The 26284-nt window shown below is 40.5% G+C and carries 26 protein-coding genes; 20 read left to right on the top strand and 6 right to left on the bottom strand.

The genetic code is table 11. From position 1 onward, the window contains the following. Nucleotides 1-18: 18 nt before the first annotated feature. Entirely contained in the window at nt 19-372 is a 354-nt protein-coding gene (locus tag RMA95_RS08835; protein WP_263613013.1) for a hypothetical protein, read from the bottom strand. A gap of 92 nt (nt 373-464) precedes the next feature. After that, the gene (locus RMA95_RS08830) at nt 465-1886 is read right to left on the bottom strand and encodes a diguanylate cyclase (protein WP_311070187.1); all 1422 of its coding nucleotides are present in this window, start codon (nt 1884-1886) and stop codon (nt 465-467) included. 425 nt (nt 1887-2311) lie between these two features. Here RMA95_RS08830 and ndhC point away from each other — a divergent pair, with 425 nt between their 5' ends. The 16 genes from ndhC to RMA95_RS08750 all read left to right on the top strand — a co-directional run bounded on the left by ndhC (nt 2312) and on the right by RMA95_RS08750 (nt 19116). After that, on the top strand, nt 2312-2863 hold the full coding sequence (ndhC, locus tag RMA95_RS08825) for an NADH-quinone oxidoreductase subunit A (protein WP_263613015.1): 552 nt from the start codon (nt 2312-2314) through the stop codon (nt 2861-2863). A gap of 6 nt (nt 2864-2869) precedes the next feature. After that, a complete protein-coding gene (locus RMA95_RS08820) occupies nt 2870-3547 on the top strand; it encodes an NADH-quinone oxidoreductase subunit B family protein (protein WP_002050353.1) in 678 nt (225 codons plus the stop codon). 84 nt (nt 3548-3631) lie between these two features. Next, entirely contained in the window at nt 3632-5419 is a 1788-nt protein-coding gene (gene nuoC / locus RMA95_RS08815; protein WP_151687800.1) for an NADH-quinone oxidoreductase subunit C/D, read from the top strand. A gap of 13 nt (nt 5420-5432) precedes the next feature. Beyond that, nucleotides 5433-5942: an NADH-quinone oxidoreductase subunit NuoE gene (nuoE, locus tag RMA95_RS08810; RefSeq protein WP_002050341.1), complete on the top strand. Its 510-nt coding sequence runs from the start codon at nt 5433-5435 to the stop codon at nt 5940-5942. Then, complete coding sequence (nuoF, locus tag RMA95_RS08805; protein ID WP_263613016.1) at nt 5939-7270, top strand: NADH-quinone oxidoreductase subunit NuoF; 1332 nt, start codon at nt 5939-5941, stop codon at nt 7268-7270. The genes nuoE and nuoF overlap by 4 nt, the downstream gene beginning before the upstream one ends. Nucleotides 7271-7281: 11 nt before the next feature. Further along, on the top strand, nt 7282-9966 hold the full coding sequence (nuoG, locus tag RMA95_RS08800; RefSeq protein WP_311070185.1) for an NADH-quinone oxidoreductase subunit NuoG: 2685 nt from the start codon (nt 7282-7284) through the stop codon (nt 9964-9966). Nucleotides 9967-9969: 3 nt separating this feature from the next. Next, nucleotides 9970-10986: an NADH-quinone oxidoreductase subunit NuoH gene (gene nuoH, locus RMA95_RS08795; protein ID WP_311070184.1), complete on the top strand. Its 1017-nt coding sequence runs from the start codon at nt 9970-9972 to the stop codon at nt 10984-10986. Nucleotides 10987-11004: 18 nt separating this feature from the next. Next, nucleotides 11005-11547, top strand: a complete 543-nt coding sequence (gene nuoI / locus RMA95_RS08790) for an NADH-quinone oxidoreductase subunit NuoI (RefSeq protein ID WP_263613019.1) — start codon at nt 11005-11007, stop codon at nt 11545-11547. After that, nucleotides 11547-12065 carry an NADH-quinone oxidoreductase subunit J gene (gene nuoJ / locus RMA95_RS08785; protein ID WP_014205902.1) on the top strand — a complete coding sequence of 173 codons (519 nt, stop codon included), beginning with the start codon at nt 11547-11549 and terminating at the stop codon, nt 12063-12065. Before nuoI ends, nuoJ begins: the two co-directional genes overlap by 1 nt. Then, nucleotides 12065-12373, top strand: a complete 309-nt coding sequence (nuoK, locus tag RMA95_RS08780; RefSeq protein ID WP_000529822.1) for an NADH-quinone oxidoreductase subunit NuoK — start codon at nt 12065-12067, stop codon at nt 12371-12373. The genes nuoJ and nuoK overlap by 1 nt, the downstream gene beginning before the upstream one ends. After that, nucleotides 12370-14259, top strand: coding sequence for an NADH-quinone oxidoreductase subunit L (gene nuoL / locus RMA95_RS08775; protein WP_200001166.1), 1890 nt, complete (start codon nt 12370-12372; stop codon nt 14257-14259). Before nuoK ends, nuoL begins: the two co-directional genes overlap by 4 nt. Nucleotide 14260: 1 nt before the next feature. Continuing rightward, nucleotides 14261-15859 carry an NADH-quinone oxidoreductase subunit M gene (nuoM, locus tag RMA95_RS08770; RefSeq protein WP_039251650.1) on the top strand — a complete coding sequence of 533 codons (1599 nt, stop codon included), beginning with the start codon at nt 14261-14263 and terminating at the stop codon, nt 15857-15859. Nucleotides 15860-15861: 2 nt separating this feature from the next. After that, nucleotides 15862-17358, top strand: a complete 1497-nt coding sequence (gene nuoN / locus RMA95_RS08765; protein WP_004703492.1) for an NADH-quinone oxidoreductase subunit NuoN — start codon at nt 15862-15864, stop codon at nt 17356-17358. A gap of 100 nt (nt 17359-17458) precedes the next feature. Next, complete coding sequence (gene upp / locus RMA95_RS08760; protein WP_019457078.1) at nt 17459-18094, top strand: uracil phosphoribosyltransferase; 636 nt, start codon at nt 17459-17461, stop codon at nt 18092-18094. Nucleotides 18095-18208: 114 nt separating this feature from the next. Further along, nucleotides 18209-18502 carry a cold shock domain-containing protein gene (locus tag RMA95_RS08755; protein ID WP_077169979.1) on the top strand — a complete coding sequence of 98 codons (294 nt, stop codon included), beginning with the start codon at nt 18209-18211 and terminating at the stop codon, nt 18500-18502. Nucleotides 18503-18660: 158 nt separating this feature from the next. After that, entirely contained in the window at nt 18661-19116 is a 456-nt protein-coding gene (locus tag RMA95_RS08750) for an excalibur calcium-binding domain-containing protein (RefSeq protein ID WP_311070183.1), read from the top strand. Nucleotides 19117-19127: 11 nt separating this feature from the next. Here RMA95_RS08750 and gigC read toward each other — a convergent pair whose 3' ends face one another. After that, a complete protein-coding gene (gene gigC / locus RMA95_RS08745) occupies nt 19128-20015 on the bottom strand; it encodes a LysR family transcriptional regulator GigC (RefSeq protein ID WP_151739721.1) in 888 nt (295 codons plus the stop codon). An 86-nt stretch (nt 20016-20101) separates the two neighbouring features. Here gigC and RMA95_RS08740 point away from each other — a divergent pair, with 86 nt between their 5' ends. After that, nucleotides 20102-20863 carry a ferredoxin--NADP reductase gene (locus tag RMA95_RS08740; RefSeq protein ID WP_039251647.1) on the top strand — a complete coding sequence of 254 codons (762 nt, stop codon included), beginning with the start codon at nt 20102-20104 and terminating at the stop codon, nt 20861-20863. Nucleotides 20864-20910: 47 nt separating this feature from the next. On the opposite strand, the gene RMA95_RS08735 is transcribed toward RMA95_RS08740, so the two are convergent. Then, nucleotides 20911-21330 carry a hypothetical protein gene (locus tag RMA95_RS08735; protein WP_171249067.1) on the bottom strand — a complete coding sequence of 140 codons (420 nt, stop codon included), beginning with the start codon at nt 21328-21330 and terminating at the stop codon, nt 20911-20913. A gap of 292 nt (nt 21331-21622) precedes the next feature. Here RMA95_RS08735 and RMA95_RS08730 point away from each other — a divergent pair, with 292 nt between their 5' ends. The 3 genes from RMA95_RS08730 to RMA95_RS08720 all read left to right on the top strand — a co-directional run bounded on the left by RMA95_RS08730 (nt 21623) and on the right by RMA95_RS08720 (nt 24045). Further along, the gene (locus RMA95_RS08730; RefSeq protein ID WP_263613023.1) at nt 21623-21850 is read left to right on the top strand and encodes a hypothetical protein; all 228 of its coding nucleotides are present in this window, start codon (nt 21623-21625) and stop codon (nt 21848-21850) included. A gap of 228 nt (nt 21851-22078) precedes the next feature. Further along, complete coding sequence (locus RMA95_RS08725) at nt 22079-23746, top strand: mechanosensitive ion channel (protein ID WP_311070181.1); 1668 nt, start codon at nt 22079-22081, stop codon at nt 23744-23746. A 128-nt stretch (nt 23747-23874) separates the two neighbouring features. Further along, a complete protein-coding gene (locus tag RMA95_RS08720; protein ID WP_019457074.1) occupies nt 23875-24045 on the top strand; it encodes a hypothetical protein in 171 nt (56 codons plus the stop codon). Between the two features lie 12 nt (nt 24046-24057). Here the strand turns inward: RMA95_RS08720 and RMA95_RS08715 are convergent, their stop codons facing one another. Together RMA95_RS08715 and RMA95_RS08710 are read right to left on the bottom strand one after the other, a co-directional pair. Next, a complete protein-coding gene (locus tag RMA95_RS08715) occupies nt 24058-25257 on the bottom strand; it encodes an NAD(P)/FAD-dependent oxidoreductase (RefSeq protein WP_311070180.1) in 1200 nt (399 codons plus the stop codon). 115 nt (nt 25258-25372) lie between these two features. After that, entirely contained in the window at nt 25373-26254 is an 882-nt protein-coding gene (locus RMA95_RS08710) for a pyridoxal-phosphate dependent enzyme (protein ID WP_311070192.1), read from the bottom strand. Nucleotides 26255-26284 lie beyond the last annotated feature (30 nt).

The following is a 26284-nucleotide window of genomic DNA, read 5'->3' as shown; positions in this document are numbered from 1 at the left end:
GCTTTTTTATTGGTTTATTTATAACTGAGTGGCATCAGGTTCTAAAATTGGTTTTCCACTTCTTAGACTGTTTAGCGCATCTATATTAAAGTCAATTAACAGCGAATTGTTTTTAGCATCGATTTGATATTTTTGAATAAGAGGTTGGTCTCCATTCAATGTTTCAACTCTATATGAATCCGCAATATGTAAAATGCCTTCTAGGTTTGTTGTGGTTGACGCGAAATCTTGTCTAAAAATTTCATAGACATCACGCAAGTCAAAAATGGCATTATCTGCATCTGGATGTTTTTGAATATAGCTTTCTATGTGTCGCACGAGTAATTGTGCAAACAAGTAATAGTCTGGTTTATGCGTATATTCTAGATTCATACATTTTTCTCCTTATTATCTGTTATTAGCATACATGGCAAAACAGAAGTTATTGTATAAAATTCATTACACTAGATGATGACTTGAAAATATTACAAAGAAATAAAAACTCGGTTACGTCCTTGGCGCTTTGCTTGATAGAGTGCGTCATCTGCTTCTTTAAACAAGCTTTCAATAGGGCGGTGGTAGTTTGGAGAATATAAACTAATGCCAATACTGACTTGTACAAAAATAGGTAATTTGCCATAGACATAAATCGGTTGCTGACTAATTTTAATGCGTATTCTTTCTGCAAGTTCAAAAGCAGCTTCTTTAGTTGTGTCTGGAATAAAAATTGCGAATTCCTCACCGCCAAAACGACCGAGTAAGTCATGAGGGTGCAAAATATTTTGTATGGTGGTTACACAGGTTTGTAAGGCTCTATCACCAATCAAATGACCATAACTATCATTCACTTTTTTAAAGTGATCGACATCCAACATAAAAAATGCAGAGGTCTTATTTTCCTTTTGTACTTTTTCCTGAAGTAGACGAACTGATTGTAAAAATTGACGTCGAGTTAAACTAGATGTGAGCTCATCATGGGCAATTGCATGTTGTAGTTTTTGAATTAAATCAGAATGAAGCGCACTAATACTAGAAACGGTAAGAGGGGCAAGCGTCATCATAATTAATCCAATACGAATTGAGATGGTATTGCTTAAGTATTCATTTGGATAAAGTAATAAATAATGTCCAGAGACATGATAAATAGTATAAGCACTGGTAAATGAGGTAATCAGTGCCACAATAATTGGTTTATAGCGTATAGCACACCAAGTTAAGGCTGCTATAGGGTAGAGTAAAGAACCCGGTCCTGAGTCGTAATAACTTACGGTAATTGAAATTAATACTGCCAAAAATGGTAATAAATCAATCGTAGTTATATGTTGCCGATTACCCTTCAGATAGCGCTTTATTTGAGGGTAAGGAGGAAAGTTTATGAGTATAGGGAGTAGAAGTAGGGCATTTTGTAATTCGGAAGTCATCCAGTAACCAAATTCGGCCCAAAAGCTGCCAAGCATAAATTTGGTATTAAACATCGGTACAAAAGTTGCAGCAAAATAAGCGCCTACTAAGCTGCCAATTCCGCATAATGCAAATAAAAATAGATAAGAGTAGCCACGATGAGCAGCTTTAATATGTTGATTTAAAAAAAGGTATAGCGTTAAAGAGGTAACCACATAAAGAAAATTAGAAGTGGTTAGGATAATAGTTAGTAAAAAGGGTGTGCCTTGAATAAGATCGGCAATTACATATCCAGTATACGCACCAAGAAAAGTACCGAGTTTACGTGTTTGAGGGTAACGAACAAGTAATCCTAGTAGAACCGAATTGGCAGGCCAGAAAAAGGCAAGAAAACTAAGCGGGCGAGACGCAATTCCAATGAAGCAGCATATTGAAATAATAACAGTAAATAAGAGAAAAAATTTCAAGAAGGAAGAAAATGAAAGTTCACGAAGTGAGTATGGCATCAGCTGCCCTTAATGATAAATACCCTTATCCAAGAGTAATAACTATTATGCATGATTAAACATTCATCATAATTCAGAGCGGAAGATGAATACAATAAAAAACCGCCTAATATTATAAAAAAGTAAGTTGTTTAATTTGACCAAATGAGTAATTGTTCAAATAATATTAAAAATCAAAAAATGAAAAAAATCATCACAAGTATAAAAACTATCAAATAAACCGATTATGAACGGTGAAACCCCCTCTACAAGACATAGATGAATACTTTTGATTAGAAAATCATCCAAAAGACTAAGACGCTTCAACTAGCATGCGAAATTAGAAATCAGGTACAATTGGCGGGATTAATTTTGTGTTTGGTGTATTCAAAGGCCAATACATACATTCTTTGTTAAATAATAGGCCTGCCAGGAGTTATCCCCGCATGAGTGCCATTACTCCATACGACTGGGCGATTATCGCCTTCGTGATCGGCGTTACATTTCTTTGCGTCTTTATGCTCACAGTTCCCTTACTCCTCGGGGGAAAATCGTGGGGACGTGCTAAGCAAGAGCAGTTTGAATCAGGTGTCGTGAGTGCTGGTGGCGCTCGCATTCGCCTGTCTGCAAAGTTCTATCTAGTTGCAATTTTCTTCGTTGTTTTCGACTTAGAGGCACTTTACCTCTATGCATGGTCTACTTCGGTGCGTGAAGTAGGGTGGTTGGGATATACCACTGTTGTGATCTTTGTCGTTGACCTGTTAATTGCGCTTGTTTATGCCTTCTCTGTAGGTGCCTTAAGTTGGTCACCGGCAGATCGTCGTAAATCAGCTGGTGAGAAGATTAAAGTCGGTTCACCATCAATGAACATTGCTGAAATTACACGCTTTAACTCTATTGAAGAGCTCGTAACTGACCCTACAGGCCAGATTCCAGCCCAATCATCAGGTCGTGTTAAGTCAAAAACTACACCTGCATTGTCATCTGAAAAGGAGTAAGTCGGGATGAAATATACTCTGACCCGCGCGAATCCGGATGCTGATCAATACCCATTGCAAGAACGTCAAATTGTGACTGATCCGCTAGAAGAGGAAGTGAATAAAAACGTATTCATGACTCGCTTAGAGGATGTCTTGCATACAGCAGTAAACTGGGGACGTAAAAACTCTTTGTGGCCATTTAACTTTGGTACCTCATGTTGTTACGTTGAATATGCAACGACTTTAACAGGCGTGCATGACTTGTCCCGTTTCGGTGCAGAGGTTATTCGTGCTTCACCTCGTCAGGCTGACTTGATGATTGTTGCAGGTACCTGCTTTGTAAAAATGGCTCCGGTTATTCAACGTTTGTATGAACAAATGTTAGAACCTAAATGGGTTATTTCGATGGGTGCTTGTGCAAACTCTGGAGGTATGTACGACATCTATTCAGTAGTACAAGGTGTAGACAAAATTATTCCTGTTGACGTGTACGTCCCAGGTTGTCCGCCTCGTCCTGAAGCATTAATCCAAGCGTTAATGCTTTTGCAAGACCAGATTCAATTAGAGCGACGCCCGCTTTCTGCCGTGATCGGTGATGATCTTCAGCCAGTGTATAAGCCAAAGATGATGCCAGAACGTGATCGTAAGAATGCGCAGCGTATTGCCGTTAAAAACTTACGCTCTATGGATGAGATTAAATAATTTTTTGACGGTGTTTTGACATATCTAACCGATATGTTCATCGAGAAAATTGACAGAATTTGTATTAAATAGGAAGCCAAGCCAATGGCTGAAACTGACATTGCTATGCCAGAATCAACACCAGTTGATTCACGCCCAGCATTTGCAATCGTAGAAGAGCTCAAAACCAAATTTGGTGAGAACTTCTATGTGCAGGCGACTTTTGAAGAGTTTCCAACAGTCTGGGTTGAGCGCGCACGCGTGCAAGAAGTCCTCATGTTCCTGCGTAAAGTGGAACGTCCTTATGTAATGCTGTTTGACTTATCAGCGATGGATGAGCGTTTACGTCAACATCGTGATGGTTTACCAGCATCTGACTTCACTGTGTTCTATCATTTATTATCGCTTGAGCGTAATAGTGACATTCGTATCAAGGTTGCCTTGAACGAAAATGATCTTAACCTCCCGACAGCGACAAATATCTGGCCAAATGCCAACTGGTATGAACGTGAAGCTTACGATATGTTCGGTATCAATTTCGAAGGGCATCCAATGCTCCGTCGTATCTTGTTGCCAACGTATTGGGAAGGTCACCCGCTTCGTAAAGAATATTCAGCACGTGCGACAGAATATACGCCGTATATGCAAGACAAAGCGAAGCAAGATTTCGAACAGGAACACTTACGCTTTGTGCCTGAAGATTGGGGTCTTAAGCGTGGTAACGCTGACGAAGACTTCATGTTCTTGAACTTGGGTCCTAACCATCCATCTGCACACGGTGCGTTCCGTATTGTATTGCAGTTAGATGGCGAAGAAGTGAAGGACTGTGTTCCTGATATCGGTTATCACCACCGTGGTGTGGAAAAGATGGCTGAGCGTCAAACATGGCACTCTTTCATTCCTTATACTGACCGTGTTGACTACTTAGGTGGTTGTGCGCAAAACATGCCATATGTAATGGCAGTTGAACAGCTTGCAGGAATTAAAGTTCCTGAACGTGCGCAAGTGATTCGTGTCATGTTGAACGAATTGTTCCGTATTAATAACCACTTACTTTACTGTGGTACGGCAATTCAGGATGCCGGTGGTATGACACCAGTATTCTATATGTTCGCAGACCGTCAAAAAGTATACGACATCGTTGAAGCAATTACGGGTTACCGTATGCACCCAGCATGGTTCCGTATAGGTGGTACAGCACATGACCTTCCAAACAACTGGCAAAAACTTGTTAAAGAATTGCTAGAGTGGATGCCAAAACGTCTCAACGAATACTACACAGCTGCGCTTAAAAACTCTGTGTTTATTGGTCGTACACGTAATGTTGCTCAATACGATGCAAAATCTGCACTTGCATGGGGTGTAACTGGTACTGGTTTACGTGCAACAGGTATTGATTTCGACGTTCGTAAATATCGTCCATACAGTGGCTATGAAAACTTCGATTTTGACGTGCCAGTTGAGTATGAAGGCGATGCGTACGCTCGTGTTCTTGTTCACTTCCGTGAAATTACTGAGTCACTCAAAATTATCAAACAGTGTTTGGATAACATGCCTTCTGGTCCATATAAAGCGGATCACCCATTGGCTGTTCCACCACCAAAAGATAAGACGTTACAAGATATTGAAACTTTGATTACGCACTTCTTGAGCGTGTCATGGGGTCCTGTCATGCCTGCTGGTGAAGCGTCATTTATGACTGAAGTTGTGAAAGGTGCAAGTACTTATTACTTGACTTCGGATAAGGCAACAATGAGTTATCGTACTCGTATCCGTACACCGACGTTTACTCACTTACAGCAAATTCCTTCAGTGATTAACGGCAGTTTAGTGTCTGACTTAATCATTTATCTGGCGACCATTGACGTGGTTATGGCTGACGTGGATCGCTAAGAGGTAACGCAAAATGATGATTCTGACTGATAAAAAACCACGTGTGAATGTTGAAGGGATTTTGACTGCTGAAGAAATCCATGAAATTGAACATCACATTGGTCACTATCCATACCCACGTGCAGCTTCTTTAGATGCACTAAAGTGCGTACAGCGCCGCAATGGTTGGGTAGATGATGCTCAAATGAACGCCATCGCACAATTATTGACGATTAGTGTTGCCGATTTAGAGGGTGTAGCAACGTTCTACAACCGTATCTATCGCCAACCTGTAGGTCGTCACGTAATTTTGCTTTGTGACTCAATTGCTTGCTTCTTAATGGGTGCTGAAACACTAGCTGAAGCATTCCAGCGCGAATTAGGTATTCAGTTTGGTCAAACGACACAAGATGGTCGTTTTACACTGCTCCCAATTTGCTGCCTAGGCAACTGTGACAAAGGCCCAACGTTAATGATTGATGAAGATACTCACGGTTTAGTTGAAGTGACATCAGTGAAACAGTTATTGGAGAAGTATGTATGAATACTGAACCAAAACCAATTTATGGCGACGGTAATCCGGAAACTCATCCACTGACTTGGCGTTTAAGCAAACAAGAAGCAGTACGTAGCGCTGATGACTATGAAGCACTCGAAGGTTATGCGGGCTTTAAAAAAGCATTAGGCATGAAACCTGCTGAAGTGTTAGACGTCATTAAAGCTGCAACTGTAAAAGGTCGTGGTGGTGCAGGCTTCCCAGCAGGGATCAAATGGTCTCTTATGGCGCCAAATGATGGTGGTCCACGTTACTTAATCTGTAACGCCGATGAGATGGAACCAGGTACCTTTAAAGACCGTTTGTTGATGGAAAAACTTCCTCACCAATTGATCGAAGGTATGTTGATTGCAGGCTATACCCTAGAAGCAACTCAAGGTTATATCTTCATTCGTGGCGAATACATCGAGGCTGCTCAATACCTAAATGAAGCGCTTGAGCAAATTCGCGCTAAAGGTTACTTAGGTGACAACATTTTAGGTTCTGGCTGGAACTTCGAGTTACACGTGCATACTGGTGCAGGTCGTTATATCTGCGGTGAAGAAACTGCATTGATTAACTCGCTTGAAGGTCGCCGTGCTAACCCACGTACTAAACCACCATTCCCGCAAGTTGCTGGTGCATGGGGTCGTCCTACGATTGTGAATAACGTTGAAACTTATAACAACTTGCCAGCAATCATGCTTCGTGGTCCAGAGTGGTATATCGGTTTATCAGCTGGTAAATCAAAAGATCCAGGCACTAAGATTTATGGTGCGTCAGGTAAAGTCAAATTCCCTGGTCTTTGGGAACTACCATTTGGTACGACTGCACGTGAAGTGATTGAAGATCATGCCGGTGGTATGCGTGAAGGCTTAAAGCTTAAAGCATGGTTACCAGGTGGTGCGTCAACTGACTTTTTACCTGCAGATACCATTGATTTACCAATGGATGCTGAAACCATTATGAAAGCAGGTTCTCGTTTAGGAACATGTTTATTGATGGTGGTAGACGAGACCCAATGTATGGTGTCGTTGACCCGTAATCTTGAAGAATTCTTTGCGCGTGAATCATGCGGTTTCTGTACACCGTGCCGTGATGGTTTGCCATGGGCTGTTAAAGCGCTTAAAGCACTTGAGACAGGTGAAGGTAAGAAAGAAGATATCGACCATTTACAAGAACTTACTCGTAAATTATGGATTGGTAAAACTTTCTGTGCCCACGCACCAGGTGCGATGGAGCCGCTTATGGGCGCACTCAAACATTTCCGTAGCGAGTTTGAAGCGAAAGTGACGAATCGTCCTGTCGTGCAAACTAGCAACGTAGAACAAGCTTAAGGGATTCGACTATGGCTACAATTCATGTCGATGGAAAATCGTACGAAGTCAATGGATCAGAAAACTTGCTACAAGCATGTTTATCCCTTGGCATTGATATTCCGTATTTTTGTTGGCACCCATCCTTAGGTTCTGTTGGTTCATGTCGTCAATGTGCCGTAACTCAGTATGCAAATCCTGAAGATACGCGCGGACGTCTTGTGATGTCATGTATGACACCAGCATCTGACAATACCTATATCTCGATTGAAGACAAAGAAGCAACGGATTTTCGTGAATCTATCGTTGAGTTCTTAATGACCAACCACCCACACGACTGTCCAGTGTGTGAAGAAGGTGGTCACTGTCATTTACAAGATATGACTGTAATGACTGGTCATGACCGTCGTCGCTACCGTTTTACTAAGCGTACACATTACAACCAAGAACTAGGCTCATTCATTGCGCATGAAATGAACCGTTGTATTGCTTGTTACCGTTGTGTTCGTTACTACAAAGACTATGCGGGCGGTACAGACTTTGGTGTGTTTGCCAATGCATCACGTGTTTACTTTGGTCGTCCAGAGTCAGGTACTTTAGAGTCTGAATTCTCTGGTAACTTGACTGAAGTATGTCCAACAGGTGTATTTACCGATAAAACTCATTCAGAGCGCTATAACCGTAAATGGGACATGCAATATGCACCAAGCGTGTGTCATGGCTGTTCTTCAGGTTGTAACATCTCTCCGGGTGAGCGTTATGGCGAAATCCGTCGTGTAGAAAACCGTTTCAATGGTTCGGTTAACCAATACTTCCTTTGTGACAAAGGCCGTTTTGGCACAGGTTATGTAAACCGTGCAGATCGTCCACGTCAACCTCAGTTCCGTAACGGTGAAACAGTAGCAACTGTTTCTGTTGACCAAGCTTTAGATCAAGCGATTGCGAAACTTGAAGGTAAAAAAGTTTTAGGTATTGGTTCACCACGTGCAAGCTTAGAATCAAACTATGCATTACGTGAACTTGTAGGCCAAGCAAACTACTCAACAGGTGTTGCACAAAAAGAGCAAAGTCTTGTTGAACTTGCTGCTTCAATCATGCAAACAGAGGGTATTTACAACCCGAACATGCGTGAAATTGAAAGCTATGATGCAGTATTAATTTTGGGTGAAGATTTAACTCAAACTGCACCACGTATGGCTTTGTCAGTTCGTCAAGCTGCGAAAAACAAAGCTCGCGAAATGGCTGCAAAAACACGTACGCCAGATTGGTTGGCTGAGCCTGTACAACGTATTGGTCAGGAAGCGAAATCTCCGATCTATATTTTGGCTGCAACTCAAACTCGTCTTGCCGATGTTGCGACTGGTGAAGTTGTTGCATCTCCAAATGACATCGCGCGTTTAGGTTTTGCAGTTGCTGCGGCAGTTAAAGGTGAAACAGTTAATGGTTTAGATGACGATGCAAAAGCATTTGCTCAAACTATTGCAGACACTTTAAAAGCAGCAAACAAACCATTAATTATTGCGGGTACGAGCTTGCAAGATGCTTCAATTATGGAAGCGGCAGCAGAGTTAACGCAAAACCTTGGTTCAAAAGCTGGTTTAAGTCTTGTAGTTCCTGAAGTGAACTCTATGGGCTTGGCATTGTTTGGTGGCTTAAGCCTTGAACAAGCATTTGCTCAAGACTACGACACACTTGTTATTGTTGAAAATGACTTGTTCCGTCGTTTACCGGCTGCTCAAGTTAAAGCAGCACTTGATAAAGCTGAAACGGTAATCGTGCTTGATCACAGCGAAACAGAAACTGTGAAACAGGCGGATATTGTACTTTCAGCAGCAAGCTTTGCCGAAGGTGATGGTACCGTTGTAAGCCAAGAAGGCCGTGCTCAACGCTTCTATCAAGTTTACGATCCAAGCTACTACAAGCCTGAATACGCGATTAAAGAATCGTGGCGTTGGTTGCATGCCATTGAAACTGGTCTTAAAGGTAAGCCAGTTGATTGGACATTGCTTGATGACGTGATTGAAACTATCGTTAAAAATGTTCCGGTACTTGAAGCAATTCAAGACGTTGCACCAGATGCAGGCTACCGTGTACATGGTTTGAAAATTGCGCGTGAACCACGTCGTTATTCTGGTCGTACAGCAATTCGTGCACCTTTATCGGTTCATGAACCTAAACAACCAACAGATCCAGACTCAGCATTAACATTCTCTATGGAAGGTTATGTAGGTCCACAAAAAGCATCTTCACTTGTACCATTTGCGTGGGCTCCAGGTTGGAACTCTCCACAATCTTGGAACAAATACCAAGATGAAGTGGGTGGTCACTTGAAAGGTGGTGATTCAGGCGTTCGTTTATTCGATCGTTTAGCAAAACGTCCAGCACGTAGCTATGTTGCTCCAACTGCGATAGTTGCAAACCCTGAAAGCTTCCGTCTTGTACCAATGCACCACATTTTTGGTTCTGGTGAATTCACGATTAAAACACCTGCAATGGAAACTCGTATTCCTGAAGCTGTATTTGCTGTGGGCGAACAAGATGCAACGCGTTTGAATCTACAAGAAGGCCAACGTATTACAGTTAAAGCAGGCGAAACTACAGTGAGCTTACCTGTACAAGTAATTGAATATTTACCTACAGGTTATATCGGTTACCCAGTTGGTTTAGCGCCGACAGTATCCTTAGCTGAGCCTGTTTCAGTGGCATTAGGAGTGTAATTCATGAATCAAGAAATTATACGTCAAACGCCACTTTGGGCTGAGAACTGGCCAATTGCTTACGCAGTTGTTCAAGCAGTTGTGATTTTGCTTGTTGTAGTTTTAGTTGCAGCGTTGATGTCTTTTATTGAGCGTCGTTTGCTTGCATTGTGGCAAGACCGTTATGGTCCAAACCGTGTTGGTCCTGGTGGTATGTTCCAGATCGTTGCCGACATGCTTAAGATCATGTTCAAAGAAGACTGGACACCAAAATTTGCTGATAAATTAACTTTCCGTTTAGCTCCGGCAGTTGCGATGGCAACTGCGGTGCTTTCGTTCATGGTTATTCCTGTAAGCCCTGCATTGGGTGTTGCAGACATGAGCATCGGTCTGTTGTTCTTTATGGCAATGGCAGGTATTGCGGTTTATGCAGTGTTATTTGGTGGTTGGGCATCAAATAACAAATATTCATTACTCGGCGGTTTACGTTCAGCTGCTCAAACCATTTCTTATGAAGTGTTCTTGGGTATCTCATTAATGGGCGTGGTTGCAATTGCTGGTTCATTTAACCTTCGTGAAATTGTTGAAGCACAACGTGATGTTTGGTTCATCATTCCACAGTTCTTAGGTTTCTTGATTTTCGTTGTTGCAGGTGTTGCGGTAACTCACCGTCACCCATTTGACCAACCTGAAGCAGAACAAGAATTGGCTGAAGGTTACCATGTTGAATATGGCGGTATGAAATGGGGTATGTTCTTCGTTGCTGAATATGTAAACGTTGTACTTATCTCTGCATTAATCGTGACTTTATTCTTTGGTGGCTGGTTAGCGCCATTCAATTTAGAAATTCCATTTGTTCCACCAGTATTCTGGTTCGTGATTAAAACAGCATTCTTCGTAATGATGTTCGTATTGGCACGTGGTTCTTTAATGCGTCCACGTTATGACCAAGTCATGAACTTTGGTTGGAAAATTTGTTTGCCATTGGCGTTGGTCAACTTGTTAGTGACTGGTGCTGTGATTCTGATGAATCAGGCCTAGGACAGCAGGGAGTACAAAATGTATAAATTTCTAGCTGGATTCGGATCGATTGTACGTTCGTTGTTTATGGTATTTAGCCATGCAACGCGTAAACGTGACACGATTTTATATCCAGAAGTACCGGCTGAACAGATTGTGCCACCACGCTTTCGTGGTCGTATTGTGTTGACGCGTGACCCAGATGGGGAAGAGCGTTGTGTGGCATGTAACCTTTGTGCGGTTGCATGTCCAGTTGGCTGTATTTCATTACAAAAAGCTGAAAAAGAAGATGGTCGTTGGTATCCGGAATTTTTCCGTATCAACTTCTCTCGTTGTATTTTCTGCGGTATGTGTGAAGAAGCATGTCCAACCACAGCGATTCAAATGACTCCAGATTTCGAGTTAGGCGAATACGTACGTCAAGACCTTGTTTATGAGAAAGAAAACTTACTCATTTCAGGTCCAGGTAAATACCCAGACTACAACTTCTACCGCGTAACCGGTATGGCAATTAACGGTAAAGAGAAAGGTCAAGCACAAAAAGAAAGTGCACCAATCGATGTACGGAGTCTATTACCATGATGTGGCCGTTTTATTTGATGGCGCTCGTGGCCATCGTTTCTACGGTTCGTGTAGTGACTAACACGAACCCTGTACATGCACTGCTTAGTCTGATTGTTTCATTACTTGCTGTTGCTGGTATTTTCATGATCGTAGGTGCGCCGTTTGCCGGCGCCCTCGAAATCATTGTTTATGCTGGTGCAATTATGGTCTTGTTCGTATTCGTTGTGATGATGCTTAACTTAGGGCAACACACTGTAGAACAAGAGCGTAAATGGCTTTCTTCAGATGCTTGGGCATATCCAGCACTCATGAGCTTTTTACTTGGCTTGCTTTTAGTTTGGATGCTTGGTGGCGAATATACAACCATCTCTGCACCACTTGGAGCACAAGTAATTGGACCAAAAGTTGTTGGTCAAGCGCTCTTTACTCACTACTTATTATTGGTTGAAGTTGCCGCGATGTTATTGCTAGCAGCCCTTGTTGCAGCATACCACTTAGGTAAACGTGAACCAGGTGCAGAAGAGGAAAAAGAATAATGGGCCAGATCCCTTTAGAACATGGTTTGATTGTTGCAACCATTCTTTTTGCACTCGGTTTTTACGGTGTAATGGTGCGACGCAACCTACTATTTATGTTAATGAGCCTTGAAATCATGATGAATGCTGCTGCGTTAGCATTCGTTCTTGCGGGTAGCGTATGGGCACAACCAGATGGACAAGTGATGTTCATTCTGATTTTAACTCTTGCTGCAGCAGAGGCGTGTATCGGTCTTGCGATTGTCCTTCAGTTCTATCATCGCTTCCATCATTTGGATGTGGATGCTGCTAGTGAGATGCGCGGATGAGTTATTTATATCTAACAGTATTATTTCCGCTAATTGGTTTTATTTTATTGGCGGCAGGGCGTGATAAGCTCTCTGAAAATGTTGCAGCAATTATTGGTGTAGGTTCTGTAGGTTTATCTGCATTATTTGCATTGATTGCTGGTATGGCATTTACCAATAGCGGTCAGCAGGTTTTTGTTCAAAACCTTTGGACATGGTTCAATGTTGGTGGTTTCGCTCCTGGCATTAGCTTACATTTAGATGGCTTATCTTTACTCATGATGGGCATGATCACTGGTGTTGGTTTCCTAATCCACATCTTTGCATCATGGTACATGCGCGGTGAAGAAGGTTATGCGCGTTTCTTCTCTTATTTCAACCTATTCGTTGCAAGCATGCTTGTGCTTGTATTGGGTGACAACTTAGCGTTGTTATTCTTAGGTTGGGAAGGTGTAGGTCTTTGCTCTTACTTGCTTATCGGTTTCTATTATGCAAACCCTGCAAATGGTTGGGCAGCGATCAAAGCATTTACAGTTACCCGCGTAGGTGACGTATTCTTACTTATCGCTTTATTCTTGCTTTACCAACAATTTGGTACGCTGAATACTCAGTACATCGTTGAACACGCAGCAGAAGTAATGACGAAGAGCTCGTCACTTACCATCTGGACTGCATTAATGTTGTTCTTGGGTGCTGCTGGTAAATCTGCTCAAATTCCATTGCAAACATGGTTGGCAGATGCGATGGCAGGTCCAACACCTGTTTCTGCATTAATCCACGCAGCAACAATGGTAACGGCTGGTGTGTACTTATGCTGTCGTCTATTTAGCGTATTTGAGCTTGCACCTGAAGTGATGCAATTCATTTCGGTAACAGGTGCTGTAACTTTATTAGTTGCAGGCTTTGCTGCTCTTGTACAAACAGACATCAAACGTATTTTGGCTTACTCAACAATGAGTCAGCTTGGTTATATGTTTATGGCTGTCGGTGCAGAAGCATATCAAGCTGGCTTGTTCCACATGTTGGCTCACGCATTCTTCAAAGCATTATTATTCTTGTCTTCTGGTGCGGTTATTCTTGCTTACCATCACGAACAAAATATTTTCAAAATGGGTGGTTTGTTCTACAAAAACAAATTCCTATTTGCATGTTTCGCGATTGGTGGCGGTGCATTAGCAGCGATTCCATTCTTAACAATCGGCTTCTTCTCAAAAGATGCGATTCTTGGTGAAGTTTGGGTACAAGGTCAATCAGTTGCTCTATACCACACCTTATATTGGGCTGGTGTAGCAGGTGCGTTCCTGACTTCAATCTATACCTTCCGTTTAATCTGGGTTGTATTCTTCGGTAAAGAAAATACACATTACCATGAGATTAAAGGTGCAACTTACTGGGCGCCATTAGGTATCTTGGCAGTATTGTCTACTTTTGTGGGCGCTGCACTAAAAGGTCCTGTAGCTGGTATTTTAAATACAGCAAAAATTCCTGAATTCCACGTTGCTGAACAGTTTGTAGAAGGCATGCATGGAGCAGAGCATTTAGCTGTAGGTATTGCGCTTGCTGGTTTAGCGGTTGGTATTGGTTTGTTTGCATTTGCTTACGGTGCAGTGAAATCGTTTGCTCAAACAAGTCTTGGTGCTGGCTTAGCTCATATTTGTCGTACTGCATTTGGTTTCGATGCGTTGTATGACATCATTTTTGTTAAACCTTATTTATTCTTCGCCAAACTATTTGGTCGTGATCCAATTGATAGCTTGTGGCTTGTGCTTCCTGCGCTTGTTAAAGGCGGAAACAGTTTTACAAGCTCACGTCAAACAGGTTCATTGCGTGAATACGCATCAAGCATGTCACTCGGTGTAGTGGTGTTATTGATGATCTTGATCGTTATTCAGGTAGTGGGGAAATAAAATGGAAAACAATTTAATTTTACCCGCGCTGATCCTTGTTCCGTTCATTGCAGGTTTTGCTTGTTGGTTAGTCGATAAACTCGACAAAACTTTGCCACGCTGGATTGCCTTAATTGGTATGCTCATTACTTTGGGCTTAGGTCTTGCACTTTGGCAAAGTGGTACTTATACATACGAGTTGGGCTCAAAAGTCCCAACTTGGTCAGCTGAGTTCTATTTACCGTGGATTAAATCTCTCGGTATTGGCATTCACTTAGCAGTGGATGGCTTATCTTTACTCATGGTGTTGTTAACAGCTTTACTTGGTGTACTTGCTGTTGGTTGTTCATGGGGCGAGATTCAAAAGAACGTTGGTTTCTTCCACTTAAACTTATTATGGAGTTTAGGTGGCGTTATTGGCGTGTTCTTGGCAATCGATTTGTTCCTATTCTTCTTCTTCTGGGAGATGATGCTTGTACCAATCTACTTCTTGATTGCGTTATGGGGTCATAAAGGTTCAAACGGCCGTTCACGTGTTTACGCTGCAACTAAGTTCTTCTTATATACGCAAATCGCTGGTTTAGTGATGTTAATCGGTATCCTTGGCCTTGTGGTCTATGGCTACATGATGACTGGTATGATCGGTTTTGATTACAACTATTTATTAGCTGTAGCGAATCGTTTACCTGCTGGTTTCGCGTATGGTTTCATGATCTGCTTCTTTATTGGTTTTGCAGTGAAGTTACCAGTTTTCCCATTGCATGGCTGGTTACCAGATGCCCATGCTCAAGCTCCTACAGCAGGTTCTGTAGACTTGGCTGGTATCTTGATTAAAACAGCAGCATACGGTTTGCTCCGTTTTGTAATTCCATTCTTCCCAGCAGCTTCTGCACAGTTTGCAGATATTGCGATTATTTTCGGTTTGATTGGTATTTTCTACGGCGCTTGGTGTGCTTACCAGCAAACTGACATGAAACGTTTACTTGCGTATACGTCGATTTCACACATGGGCTTCATTTTACTTGCAATCTATGCAGGTAATATTTTGACCTTCCAAGGTTTAATGATCATGATGTTGGCACATGGTTTGTCATCTGCTGCATTGTTCATTATGTCTGGTCAAATCTACGAGCGCTTGCATACACGTGATTTGCGTTTGATGGGTGGTCTTCGTGGTCAACTCCAATACTTACCATTCTTCTTAATGTTCTTCGTAGCTGCTCTTGTTGGTGTGCCAGGTTTAGGTAACTTTATTGGTGAATTCCTGATTTTGATGGGTTCATTTAATAAATATCCTGCCTTCACGATTCTTGCTTCTATCAGCCTTGTATTTGCAGGTTTATATGGCTTGATCTTGATTCACCGTGCTTTATTTGGTGAGCCAAACCCTGAACAAAAGCAACACTACACTAGTCCATTAAAAGACTTATCTGCTCGTGAAGTTGTTATTTTGATGATTTGTGCGATTGGTCTCGTTTGGCTTGGTATCTTCCCGCAAACATTCTTGGATGTATCTCATTCAAGTATGCAGTGGTTGGTCAATAGTTATGTGCCAGTACAAGAAGTCGTTGAAACTGTTCAGCAAACAGCTACTCAACTTGACCATGTGGAGATCCAATAATCATGAACTTCACAGTATCATTTTCTACGATTATGCCATTAGCGCCTGTGATGATTGTTGCGTTGACAACAGTCGTCGTTATGCTGCTCATTGCAATTAAGCGTAACCATAATTTAATCGCAACAACTTCTGTTGTCGGTTTAAACCTTGCTGCACTTTATATCTTGTTAGAACTATTTGGCGGTAAATTTGTACCGGCAAATGTGATGGGCATGTTTATGGTTGACCCATTTACTTTGTTCTATCAGTTCATGATTTTAGTTGCATCATTGGCTTGTTGTACTTTGTCTCATGCTTACATCGAGACTTATAAAGACAACCGTGAAGAACTCTATCTTCTGTTACTTGCTTCTGTAGCAGGTGCAATGTTGATGGTTGCAAGTTCTCACTATGCATCTTTCTTCATTAGTCTTGAGTTAATGTCGATTCCTGTATACGGCTTACTTGCTTATACATATCAACGTAGCCAATCGCTTGAAGCGGGTATTAAGTACCTTGTACTTTCTGCAACAGCTTCTGCGATGTTGTTGATGGGTATGGCGTATATCTACGCTTACACTGGTTCGCTTTCATTCTATGATTCGGTTCAAGCTTTATTTGGCGCAATCAAACAGCCAATGGTGTTATTAGGTTTAGCACTTATTATCTTTGCTGTTGCATTCAAATTGTCGCTTGCACCGTTCCACAAATGGACACCAGATGTATATGCAGGCGCTCCAGCTCCAATGGCAACTTTCTTAGCAACTGCTGCTAAGGTTGCGACTATTGGTTTGTTCGTACGTTATTTGCTTGCTTCTGGCGCAATTATGGTGAACTCGCTAGTGACTGTTTTGACAATCATTGCTGTATTGTCAATTTTAGTCGGTAACTTGCTCGCTGTTCGCCAAGTGAACTTAAAGCGTATTTTGGGTTATTCATCTATTGCTCACTTTGGTTATTTGTTAATTGCTTTAATCAGCATGACTTATGCGAGCTTAGGTAGCGTAACTGTGTATGTGGTGACTTATGTATTAACAACTATTGGTGCCTTTGGTGCAGTAGCGTTAATGTCTAGTCCATATAACAACGTAGATGAAGCTCAAAGCCTTGCAGACTACCGCGGTTTGTTCTGGCGTCGTCCAGTACTTACAGCAACATTAACAGTCATGATGTTATCTTTGGCTGGTATTCCATTAACAGCAGGCTTCATTGGTAAGTTTTTGGTTGTTATGGCTGCTGTAACGACTCAACACTGGTTCTTAGCTGCAATGATTATTGTAGGTAGTGGTATTGGTTTGTATTACTACTTACGTGTGATGGTTGTGATGTATATGACTCCACCTGAAACTCCTCGTATTGATGCTGATGCACATTGGGGACAAAAAGTAGGTGGTTTGATGGTATTAGCTGCTGCTGCATTAGTTATTATTTTGGGTGTATATCCAGATCCAATGATTAATTTGGCATTAAAAGCAGAAATTTTATCTCCATTACATTTCATGCTTTCGCAACAACAATAATTCTTGTGTACAAAAAAGCCTCCAAATATGGAGGCTTTTTTTTATTGATAGTTAAAAAAAGATTATAATAAATACGTTTTTATATTTTTAGGTAACATCTGTGGCCATTCAAGAAATTCGTCACCCACTTATTCGTCATAAATTAGGTTTATTACGTCGTGCTGACATCAGTACTAAGAATTTCCGTGAGCTTGCTCAAGAAGTGACTATGTTGTTGACATATGAAGCAACGAAAGATTTACCAGTTGTGGATTGCGAAATTGATGGATGGGCTGGAACTGTTACTACTCAGCGTATTGCTGGTAAAAAAATAACGATTGTACCGATTTTACGTGCTGGTATCGGTATGCTTGATGGCGTACTTAATCTGATTCCAAGTGCAAAAGTAAGTGTGTTAGGTCTTGAGCGTGATGAAGCCACTCTAGAAGTACGTACTTACTATAAAAAACTGGTTCCAGATGTTGCTAACCGTATTGCAATGATTATTGATCCAATGCTTGCAACAGGTAACTCTTTGGTTGCTGCAATTGATGTGTTAAAGGCAAGTGGATGTAAAGATATCCGTGTTATGGTATTAGTTGCAGCTCCTGAAGGAATTGCAAAGGTAGAAGCAGCGCATCCTGATATTGAGCTTTATACTGCATCTATTGACGATGGCTTAAATGAGCAAGGCTATATTGTTCCAGGTTTAGGCGATGCTGGCGACAAGATTTTTGGTAGTGTTCAAAAAGATTAATTTTTGACATAACGATAAAAAGAGACTTCATCAAACCGTATGCTTTTAAGGGCGGAATTGAAAGTCTCTTTTTATTTAGTGTGATGACTGGATTGGAAAAGTAGGGGAAAGATCATGAAACAAGAGTTTTATATTGGAAGGGTAAAACAATATAACCCCGATAAGGGTTTTGGTTTTATTTCAACCACTGAAGGAGATATTTTCTTTCATATTTCTGATTTCCCTGCATCAGAAGGTGAACCAAAAAGAAATGAAAAAGTGAGATTTCTTGCGGCAGATAATCAGGGGAAGTTTAAAGCGATCAAAATTGAGCGTGTTGATCCAAACCCTGCGAAAACCAAGAAGAATAAAATTGCGGATCACAATAAAGCGATCACAAGTGAGTTATTGTCAAATTTCCGACGTTAATAATGAACTAAATGTAATATATTAAAAAACTTAAGTAATGAATTTATCAGACAAGTGTTTTGATGCGTTCAGAAAGATTAAGTGATTTAGAATTAAGGGAGATATAAATTTCCCTTAATTTTTTAAGAATGAATAATAAGATTAAAAAATGGGGAAATATGATTCAACGGGGAAAAATTAAACGCAGCAAATTCAAGCTGAGTTCAAGTGAATACATCAGTATATTTATCGTTGGCATCTTGGTTATTGTTGCATGTGTGAGTTTCACGGTATTGTACTATCGTCAGCAGGCTCAGCAGCGTGTATCACATGAAAAAGTGCATTTATTAATACAACAACAGAAGACGATTATTGAAGCACAGCGCGCAGCTTTGGCTAAGTTACCGGATGTTCAGCTTTCTGAAAAAACGAAAAAGGCTTTAGCACTTACATCTGAAAGAGCCCCGGAACGGGTAAATGATAAAACATCGGCTTTTCATTGTGATGGGCGTGAGTATTGTTCCCAAATGCACTCTTTAGAAGAGGCACGTTGGTTTGTAAGAAATTGTCCGAACACTAAAATGGATGGGAACCGTGACGGTGAGCCCTGCGAAAATGATTCTAGATGGCATTAGAAGATCAGGCTTTAAGCCTGATCTTCATCACAGAATTTTAAAAATGCTTTGAGGCCCGGCCCTTGATATTTTTGGCGATGTACCAGCATATAAAGCGGACGAGTCAGTTGCCAAAATGGTGTATCTAAAATAACAAGCTGACCTTTTTCACTTAAAGGTTCAATTGCTAATCTAGAAATACAAGACATTCCTAAACCACCAGCCACTATTTTTAAGATTGCTTCATTGTGACCAAGCGTTAAACGAATGTTGGCATCTGGTAGATCTTGCAAAATTGCATTATCAAAAACTTCACGCGTACCTGAACCTTCTTCACGTAAGATCCATTCTACTTCGTGAAAATCTTGAGGGGTAAGGGGGCGATTTAAACGTGTTAAAGGATGATCTGGGGAACAGCACACTGCTAGCTCATCATCACGCCAATGAATACATTGAAGTTGAGGTAAGTGACAAGAACCTTCAATTAAAGCTAAATCTAATTGGAACTGATTTACAGCTTCAATCATTTGGCGGGTATTACCCACTTGAAGTTGTAAATGTGCTTGCGGATGACGTTGTAAAAAGCTGGCCATTAAATCAGGCATTAAATAGTCACTGATGGTTAAGGTCGCCCCAATACGAAGGTCAATACTTTGTAATTCACCTTTTGCAGCTTGTTCAAACGCTTCACAACGTCCCAAGATTTCTAAAGCTTGTGGAAGTAAAAAACGTCCAAGATCATTAAGCTGTAAGCGCTTACCTAAACGATCAAATAAAGGAGCACCTAAGCCGTCTTCTAAATCGGCTAAAGCCATACTTGCTGCACTTTGCGTCAGTCTGACCGCATCACTGGCTTTAGTAACGGTTCCTTCTTGGGCGACTGCTACAAAAACAGCCAACTGGCGTAATGTCATCCGCATGTTTAAAAAGCCTTAACGTTTAAAAGTATTCATTATTTCGGCTGTCATGCTAACATGAGCGCACTATTTCATGCCACGTTGAAATCATGTCAATTGAAAAATTTAGCGTAGAAAAAGTTTTATCAGTTCATCGTTGGACCCCAACACTTTTCAGCTTTACCATGACTCGTCCTTCGCATTTTAAATTTACCGCAGGTCAGTTTGCGCGTATAGGTTTAAAGGTAGGTGACGAACTGGTTGTCCGTGCTTATTCGGTGGTGTCTTCTCCATTTGATGAAACGCTAGAGTTCTTCTCAATTGTTGTACCAGACGGTGCTTTCACTTCGAATCTACAGCATTTGAAAGTCGGTGATGAGCTTTATTTGGAAAAAATTCCATATGGATATCTGACTTTGGCGCGTTATCAGCAACCTTTACCGCATGATTTATGGTTATTAGCAACAGGTACAGGTTTGGCTCCATTTTTGTCGATGCTACAAGACTTTGAGACTTGGTCTAATTATCAAAAGATTAATTTGGTTTATAGCGTCCGTACTGCAGATGAATTGGCATATGTCGATCGTATTCAAGAGATTGCTGAAACGTTTGGAGAAGGGCATAACGGCTTTAAATTTATTCCTATTATTACCCGAGACTCATCAGCGCCGTTGCATGAGCGCTTACCTGTATTAATCGAAAATGGTGAGTTAGAAAAAGCAGCAGGTTTGGAACTTAACTCAGCAACTAGTCACGTCATGTTATGTGGAAACCCACAAATGGTTGACGATACTAAAGAAGCTTTAAAACGCCGTGGTTTGACGATGAATCGTCGTGGTGAGGGAAATATTGCTGTAGAGAATTATTGGTAAAACTGAAAGTAAAAATATTTTAAGAAAGTTTTTTATGGATATGTTTATTAATGGACAAACATATCCATAAATTCACGAATTTCTGAAATCGCACTGTCGACATCTGTTGAAAGCCAAGTCGGTTCAAACAGACCTGCATAATATTCAAGACGATCTTGAGGAACAACCAAGCGGACAGGGCAGTCTTCTTCAAGTAAACGCCAAGGTAAAATAGGGACTTCATTGTCCAGAAATACATTGATATTACGAATATCAACAATCATCGCATTAACACATTCAGGGAATGGCATAACCGAGAACTCTTCGGTACGGCGACGGAAATACTCAAGATCACTCCATTTGAGCTCATAGCTTGGCTTATTAAATTCAATAATACCAATGAGATGGTCATCTCTTGTCTGATGCAAATAACATTGATGTGTGACGTCAGTGTCGAGATCAAGAGTTACGCTTTGCTGACGATACATCATAAAATTGAGTAGCTTTAAAACAAGGGGGCTTATTATAGCCTATTTTATAAAAAGTAAGCGCTAAAACATATTGTATTACAAATCGAACTTCGAAGAAGTTTATGAATAAAGTGAGATTATATTTTTAATAGTCAAAATTAATGTGGCTAAATTTTATACTAAATTTATTATTTTAAAAGTAGAGTTTTGCAACCATAGTCACCTTCGCATAATGCTTTTTCACACAATGCAACAAATCAAATTGTTATGATGAATATATAGTTAATGATAATAGAAGAGGGGAAAGAAGATGCATGATTTTTCAAAACCACCTCATGTGACGAGTCCTGAAGAGACTGCAAAAAAAAGAAGATTGCCAGTTTATATTTTAATTATTGTAGGGCTTTTTCTTCTTGCGCTTATTGTTTATATGGTTTCTGAACATAACCAATCGCCAAAACAAGAAGGGGCTTTTCAACATGAGACTACACCACATGTCATGATGGGTACTTCTGATCTGAAAACTTACAAAGGATAGTAAGCCCAACAGTATATCTCGATAGAAAGCCTTTAGGATGTGTCCTGAAGGCTTTTTTTGCAATCTTTTGCATCAATTTGTTGTATTTATGCAGAAGGATGTTGATTGAAAAATATTCAAAACATAAGGTGACATAGACCGCATTTATCGTCATTTTTTTACAACGAACTGGTGTTTTTCATTTACTGATAACACTGAAAAGAACATAACAATTGAGGACATAACAATATGAATGAATTTTTTAATGGGCCTCGCGGCGCTCAGTTTGATGCGATGTATTACTGGGATCAGTTTCATCCTATTTTAGCTGCAATTGTCATCTTACTGGTTGGCTGGATAATCGCTTTATTAGTTGCAGCAGGGGTAAAAAAACTTCTGCAAAAATTAAATACAAATGCCAAATTATCTTCAGCTACAGGACGTACTCCTAATATAGAAGGCCTCGTCTCCAAAGTCATATTCTGGTTTATTCTGATTCTTGCTGTTGTTGCTGCTTTAAATGTGCTCAACATTAGTGGAGTGAGTGGACCATTTAGCAATATGGTGAATCAGGTACTCGTCTATATTCCAAATATTATTGCTGCCGTGGTGGTGGGTTTCATTGGTTGGATCGTTGCTCGACTGGTGCGGGCGGGAATTACCAATGTGCTATCCAGAACGCAACTTGATGACAAATTAAGTAGTGAAGTAGGGGTAGGGGGAATCAGTCAGAATATTGGTGAAATTCTTTACTGGCTTGTATTATTACTTTTCCTCCCTATTGTTCTCTCAATCTTAGGGTTAACAGGTTTACTTATTCCTGTTCAAAATATGGTAAATGATGCTGTAGCATTCTTACCAAATATCTTTATTGCTGGCGTTATCGTTTTTGTTGGTTATATCTTGGCAAAAATTGTACGCGGTATTGTTGAAGGCTTAATCAATAGTTTAGGTGTTCAGGCTCAAGCTGAAAAAATTGGTCTTTTCAAAAGCTCTAACGTAGGCAAATTCTTAGGTTCTTTTGTTTTTGCCATTATCATCATTACGACATTGATTGTGGCATTTGAAGCTTTAGGTATTGAGACAATTTCTCAGCCTGCGACAGCAATGCTCAATGAAATCTTGCAAGCGATTCCAAACATTATTGCTGCTGGTTTAATTTTACTGGTTGCTTATATTGTTTCTCGTTTTGTTGGACGCTTGGTTGCCGAACTCATTGCAGGAACAGGTGTTGATGAAATCCCTGCAAAATTAGATGTACAACGCTTTTTCGGTCAAACTAAAGTTTCTGGTGCTGTTGGCTGGTTAATCGTGTTCTTTACCATGTTGTTTGCAGTTTCAGAAGCTGCTGACCGTCTTGGCTTTGAACAGATTAGTGGTCTAATCGCAATGTTTATCCACTTCGGTGCAAACATTCTATTGGGCGCTGTAATCTTGGTGATTGGTTTCTGGCTTGCCAATGTTGTGGCAAATGTGGTGCAACGCGGTGAATATAACAGTTCGCGTTGGTTAGGTAGTTTGGTTCGTGTCTTAATTATTGGCTTAGTCCTTGCGCTTGGTTTAAAAGCGATGGGTATTGCTGATTCAATTGTGAATCTTGCATTTGGCTTAACCCTAGGTGCAGTTGCAGTGGCTTTCGCGCTTGCATTTGGCTTAGGTGGTCGTCAACCAGCGGAAAGACTATTGTCTGACTTGCTTGATAAAGCGAAAAAAGAAGCTAATCAACCAAATCCTTTATATCAACCACCTTCTACTACAACAGCAAGTACGTCTTCGGCTTCAACTTCGCCAACGACTACAACTTCATCATCAACTGTTTCATCTGATGCAAAACCCGCTGATTCTGCACAAGTAAATCCATCACAACCACCAGTAAATAAACCTTTTGGTTCTACTGGCGAAAATGATGAAATTTAATAGGTGTAACTAATTTTCAGATAAACAGTACAAAAAATCTTTGATTTTTGTGATAAGTTCGACCACTCTATATTGAGTGGTCGTTCTGTCTTTGACAGCTATAAAAACAAATAAGTGAGGAAAATACGATGAAAAAGCCTGGTCGTTTTTTAGCACCTGTTGTAATTGCTGGGATTACCGTTGGGTTTTTAGCAAGTGCTTATAAATTTGTGTTTAGCAAATCTGATTCATCAAAACAGGCAACAACGCATACACGTGACGCTGAAAAATCATCAAGTGAAGCGAAAGCAGCAAATTAGCTTATTCAGCATTTAAACATATTGTGCTGCTGCATAAGCAGAAGACCAAGCCCATTGGAAGTTATAACCGCCTAAATGGCCGGTCACATCTAGTACTTCACCAATAAAGAACAGTCCTTTCTGCTTTTTGCTTTCAAGTGTTTTTGATGAAACTTCAGTTGTATCAATCCCACCTAAAGTCACTTCGGCAGTACGGTATCCTTCAGTGCCTGATGGTTTAACCGAAAAACCATGTAACTGCTCGGCAATATGCTCTAGCTGTGCATCACTAATATTACCAATCGCCGTTTCGCTATGCTCTGGCCATATGAGTTGTTGTAGCTCTTGTACAATACTTTTCGCCGTAAACTCATTCAAAAGGGTGCGCAATAAAACTTTAGGTTGTGCTTTCTTTTTATCTTTTAAATAAGTTGTTAAATCTTGGCTTGGGAAAAAGTCAATTTTAAAACTTTCTCCAGTATTCCAATAGTTAGAAAGCTGTAAGGAACTTGGTCCACTTAAGCCACGGTGCGTAAATAACAACGCTTCAGTAAAGCTATTTTTTGAGTTGCTTAACGTCACATCTAAAGCATTACCACTTAAGCGTGTGGTGACTTCTTTAATATGATCTGAAAAAGTAAATGGAACTAAACCAGCACGGGTTGGGAAAACTGTATGTCCAAATTTTTGTGCCAGTTCATAGCCAAATCCAGAACCGCCCAAAGTCGGAATGGATAAACCGCCTGTAGCAACAACTAATGATTCACAGCTAAATCGACCTTGGTTGGTGTGTACAGAAAAACCGCCTTGTTGTAATAGGTCGATCTGTCCAACTTCACAATGGGTTTGAATTTCAACATTGTTGGTTTTATTACACTCACTCACCAACATCTCTAAAATTTCTTTAGCGCCGTTTAGCGTAAATAATTGGCCGTGTTTACGTTCTTCATAGGCAATTCCATAATCACATACCAGCCCAATAAAGTCCCAGTTGCTATAGCGTGACAGGGCAGAAATGACAAAGTGTGGATTATGAGAAATATAGTTGTCAGGCTCTACATATAGGTTGGTAAAGTTACATTTACCTCCACCTGACATTAAAATCTTTTTACCAATTTTGTTGGCTTTTTCTAAAATTAAAACCGAGCGCCCTCGTTTAGCAGCATGTGCAGCCAACATGAGTCCAGAAGCGCCTGCACCTAAGACAATGACATCGACATGACTGTTAGACATAAGAGATTCTCGATTAATCGTGAAAATTAAAAAGGGGCATATACTACCATGTCAGCTCTTACTCGTGCTAAAGACATTTATTGCTGTAGAGAAAACCTTAACTAAAATGAGTAAACTATTGGTGCGATTTATTTCTTATATCTGCCTGTAAACCACCAGAATGAATAGCCAGAATACGAGTTCCTTCAGGAAAGTAATGATTCTTTATAAGGTCAAACAGACCGAACATCATTTTTCCCGTATAGATTGGTTCCAGAGGCACGGCATATTTCGCTTCAAAACTCTCAATAAATGCAAATAGTTCAGGTGACGTTTTCGAATAACCTCCGCAGCAATAAGCATCTGTCAGAGACCAATTTTGTTTTTTAGTCCACTGTTGAATTTCTTGTTGTAAAAAGTCGCCTTTTAAAGCTGAAAATCCCATAACTTTTTGATGTGCTGAACTTTTTTTAATAAGACCTGAAATTGTTCCGCCAGTTCCTACCGCACAGCAAATTACATCATAGTTTTGTAAATCGCTTTGACTGAGAATTTCCTGACATCCTTGTACTGCCAGTTTATTGGTGCCACCTTCAGGAATAATGAAAGTGTTAGGAAATTGGTTGTTTAATTGTTGAATGTAATTTGCATCGTCCCTCAAGCGATATTCAGTGCGCGAAACAAAATATAAATGCATCCCTAAACTTTGAGCTTTTTCCAAAGTAGGGTTAAGAGGCTTACTCGCTAACTCTTCACCGCGAATAATTCCTATACTGTGTAAGCCAAAAAGATGAGCTGCATAAGCAGTTGCAGCAATATGATTTGAGTAAGCCCCACCAAAAGTCAAAATAGTTGATAAGCCTTGTTGTTTTGCGGCAAGCAGATTGTATTTTAGTTTGAAAAATTTATTGCCCGAAATTTGAGGATGAATTAGATCTATCCTTTTAATGTCGAGATGAACAGATGAGGGGAGTTCAATGTGCTGGTAGGAAATCGGTTGGGCAATGTGATCAAACATTAGAAATTGAGAAAAATAATGAATGATCAC

It is taken from the genome of Acinetobacter sp. V110_1, from assembly GCF_031798975.1.
GTDB lineage: Bacteria > Pseudomonadota > Gammaproteobacteria > Pseudomonadales > Moraxellaceae > Acinetobacter > Acinetobacter nosocomialis_A.
This window is presented reverse-complemented; position numbering and strand designations above follow the sequence as displayed.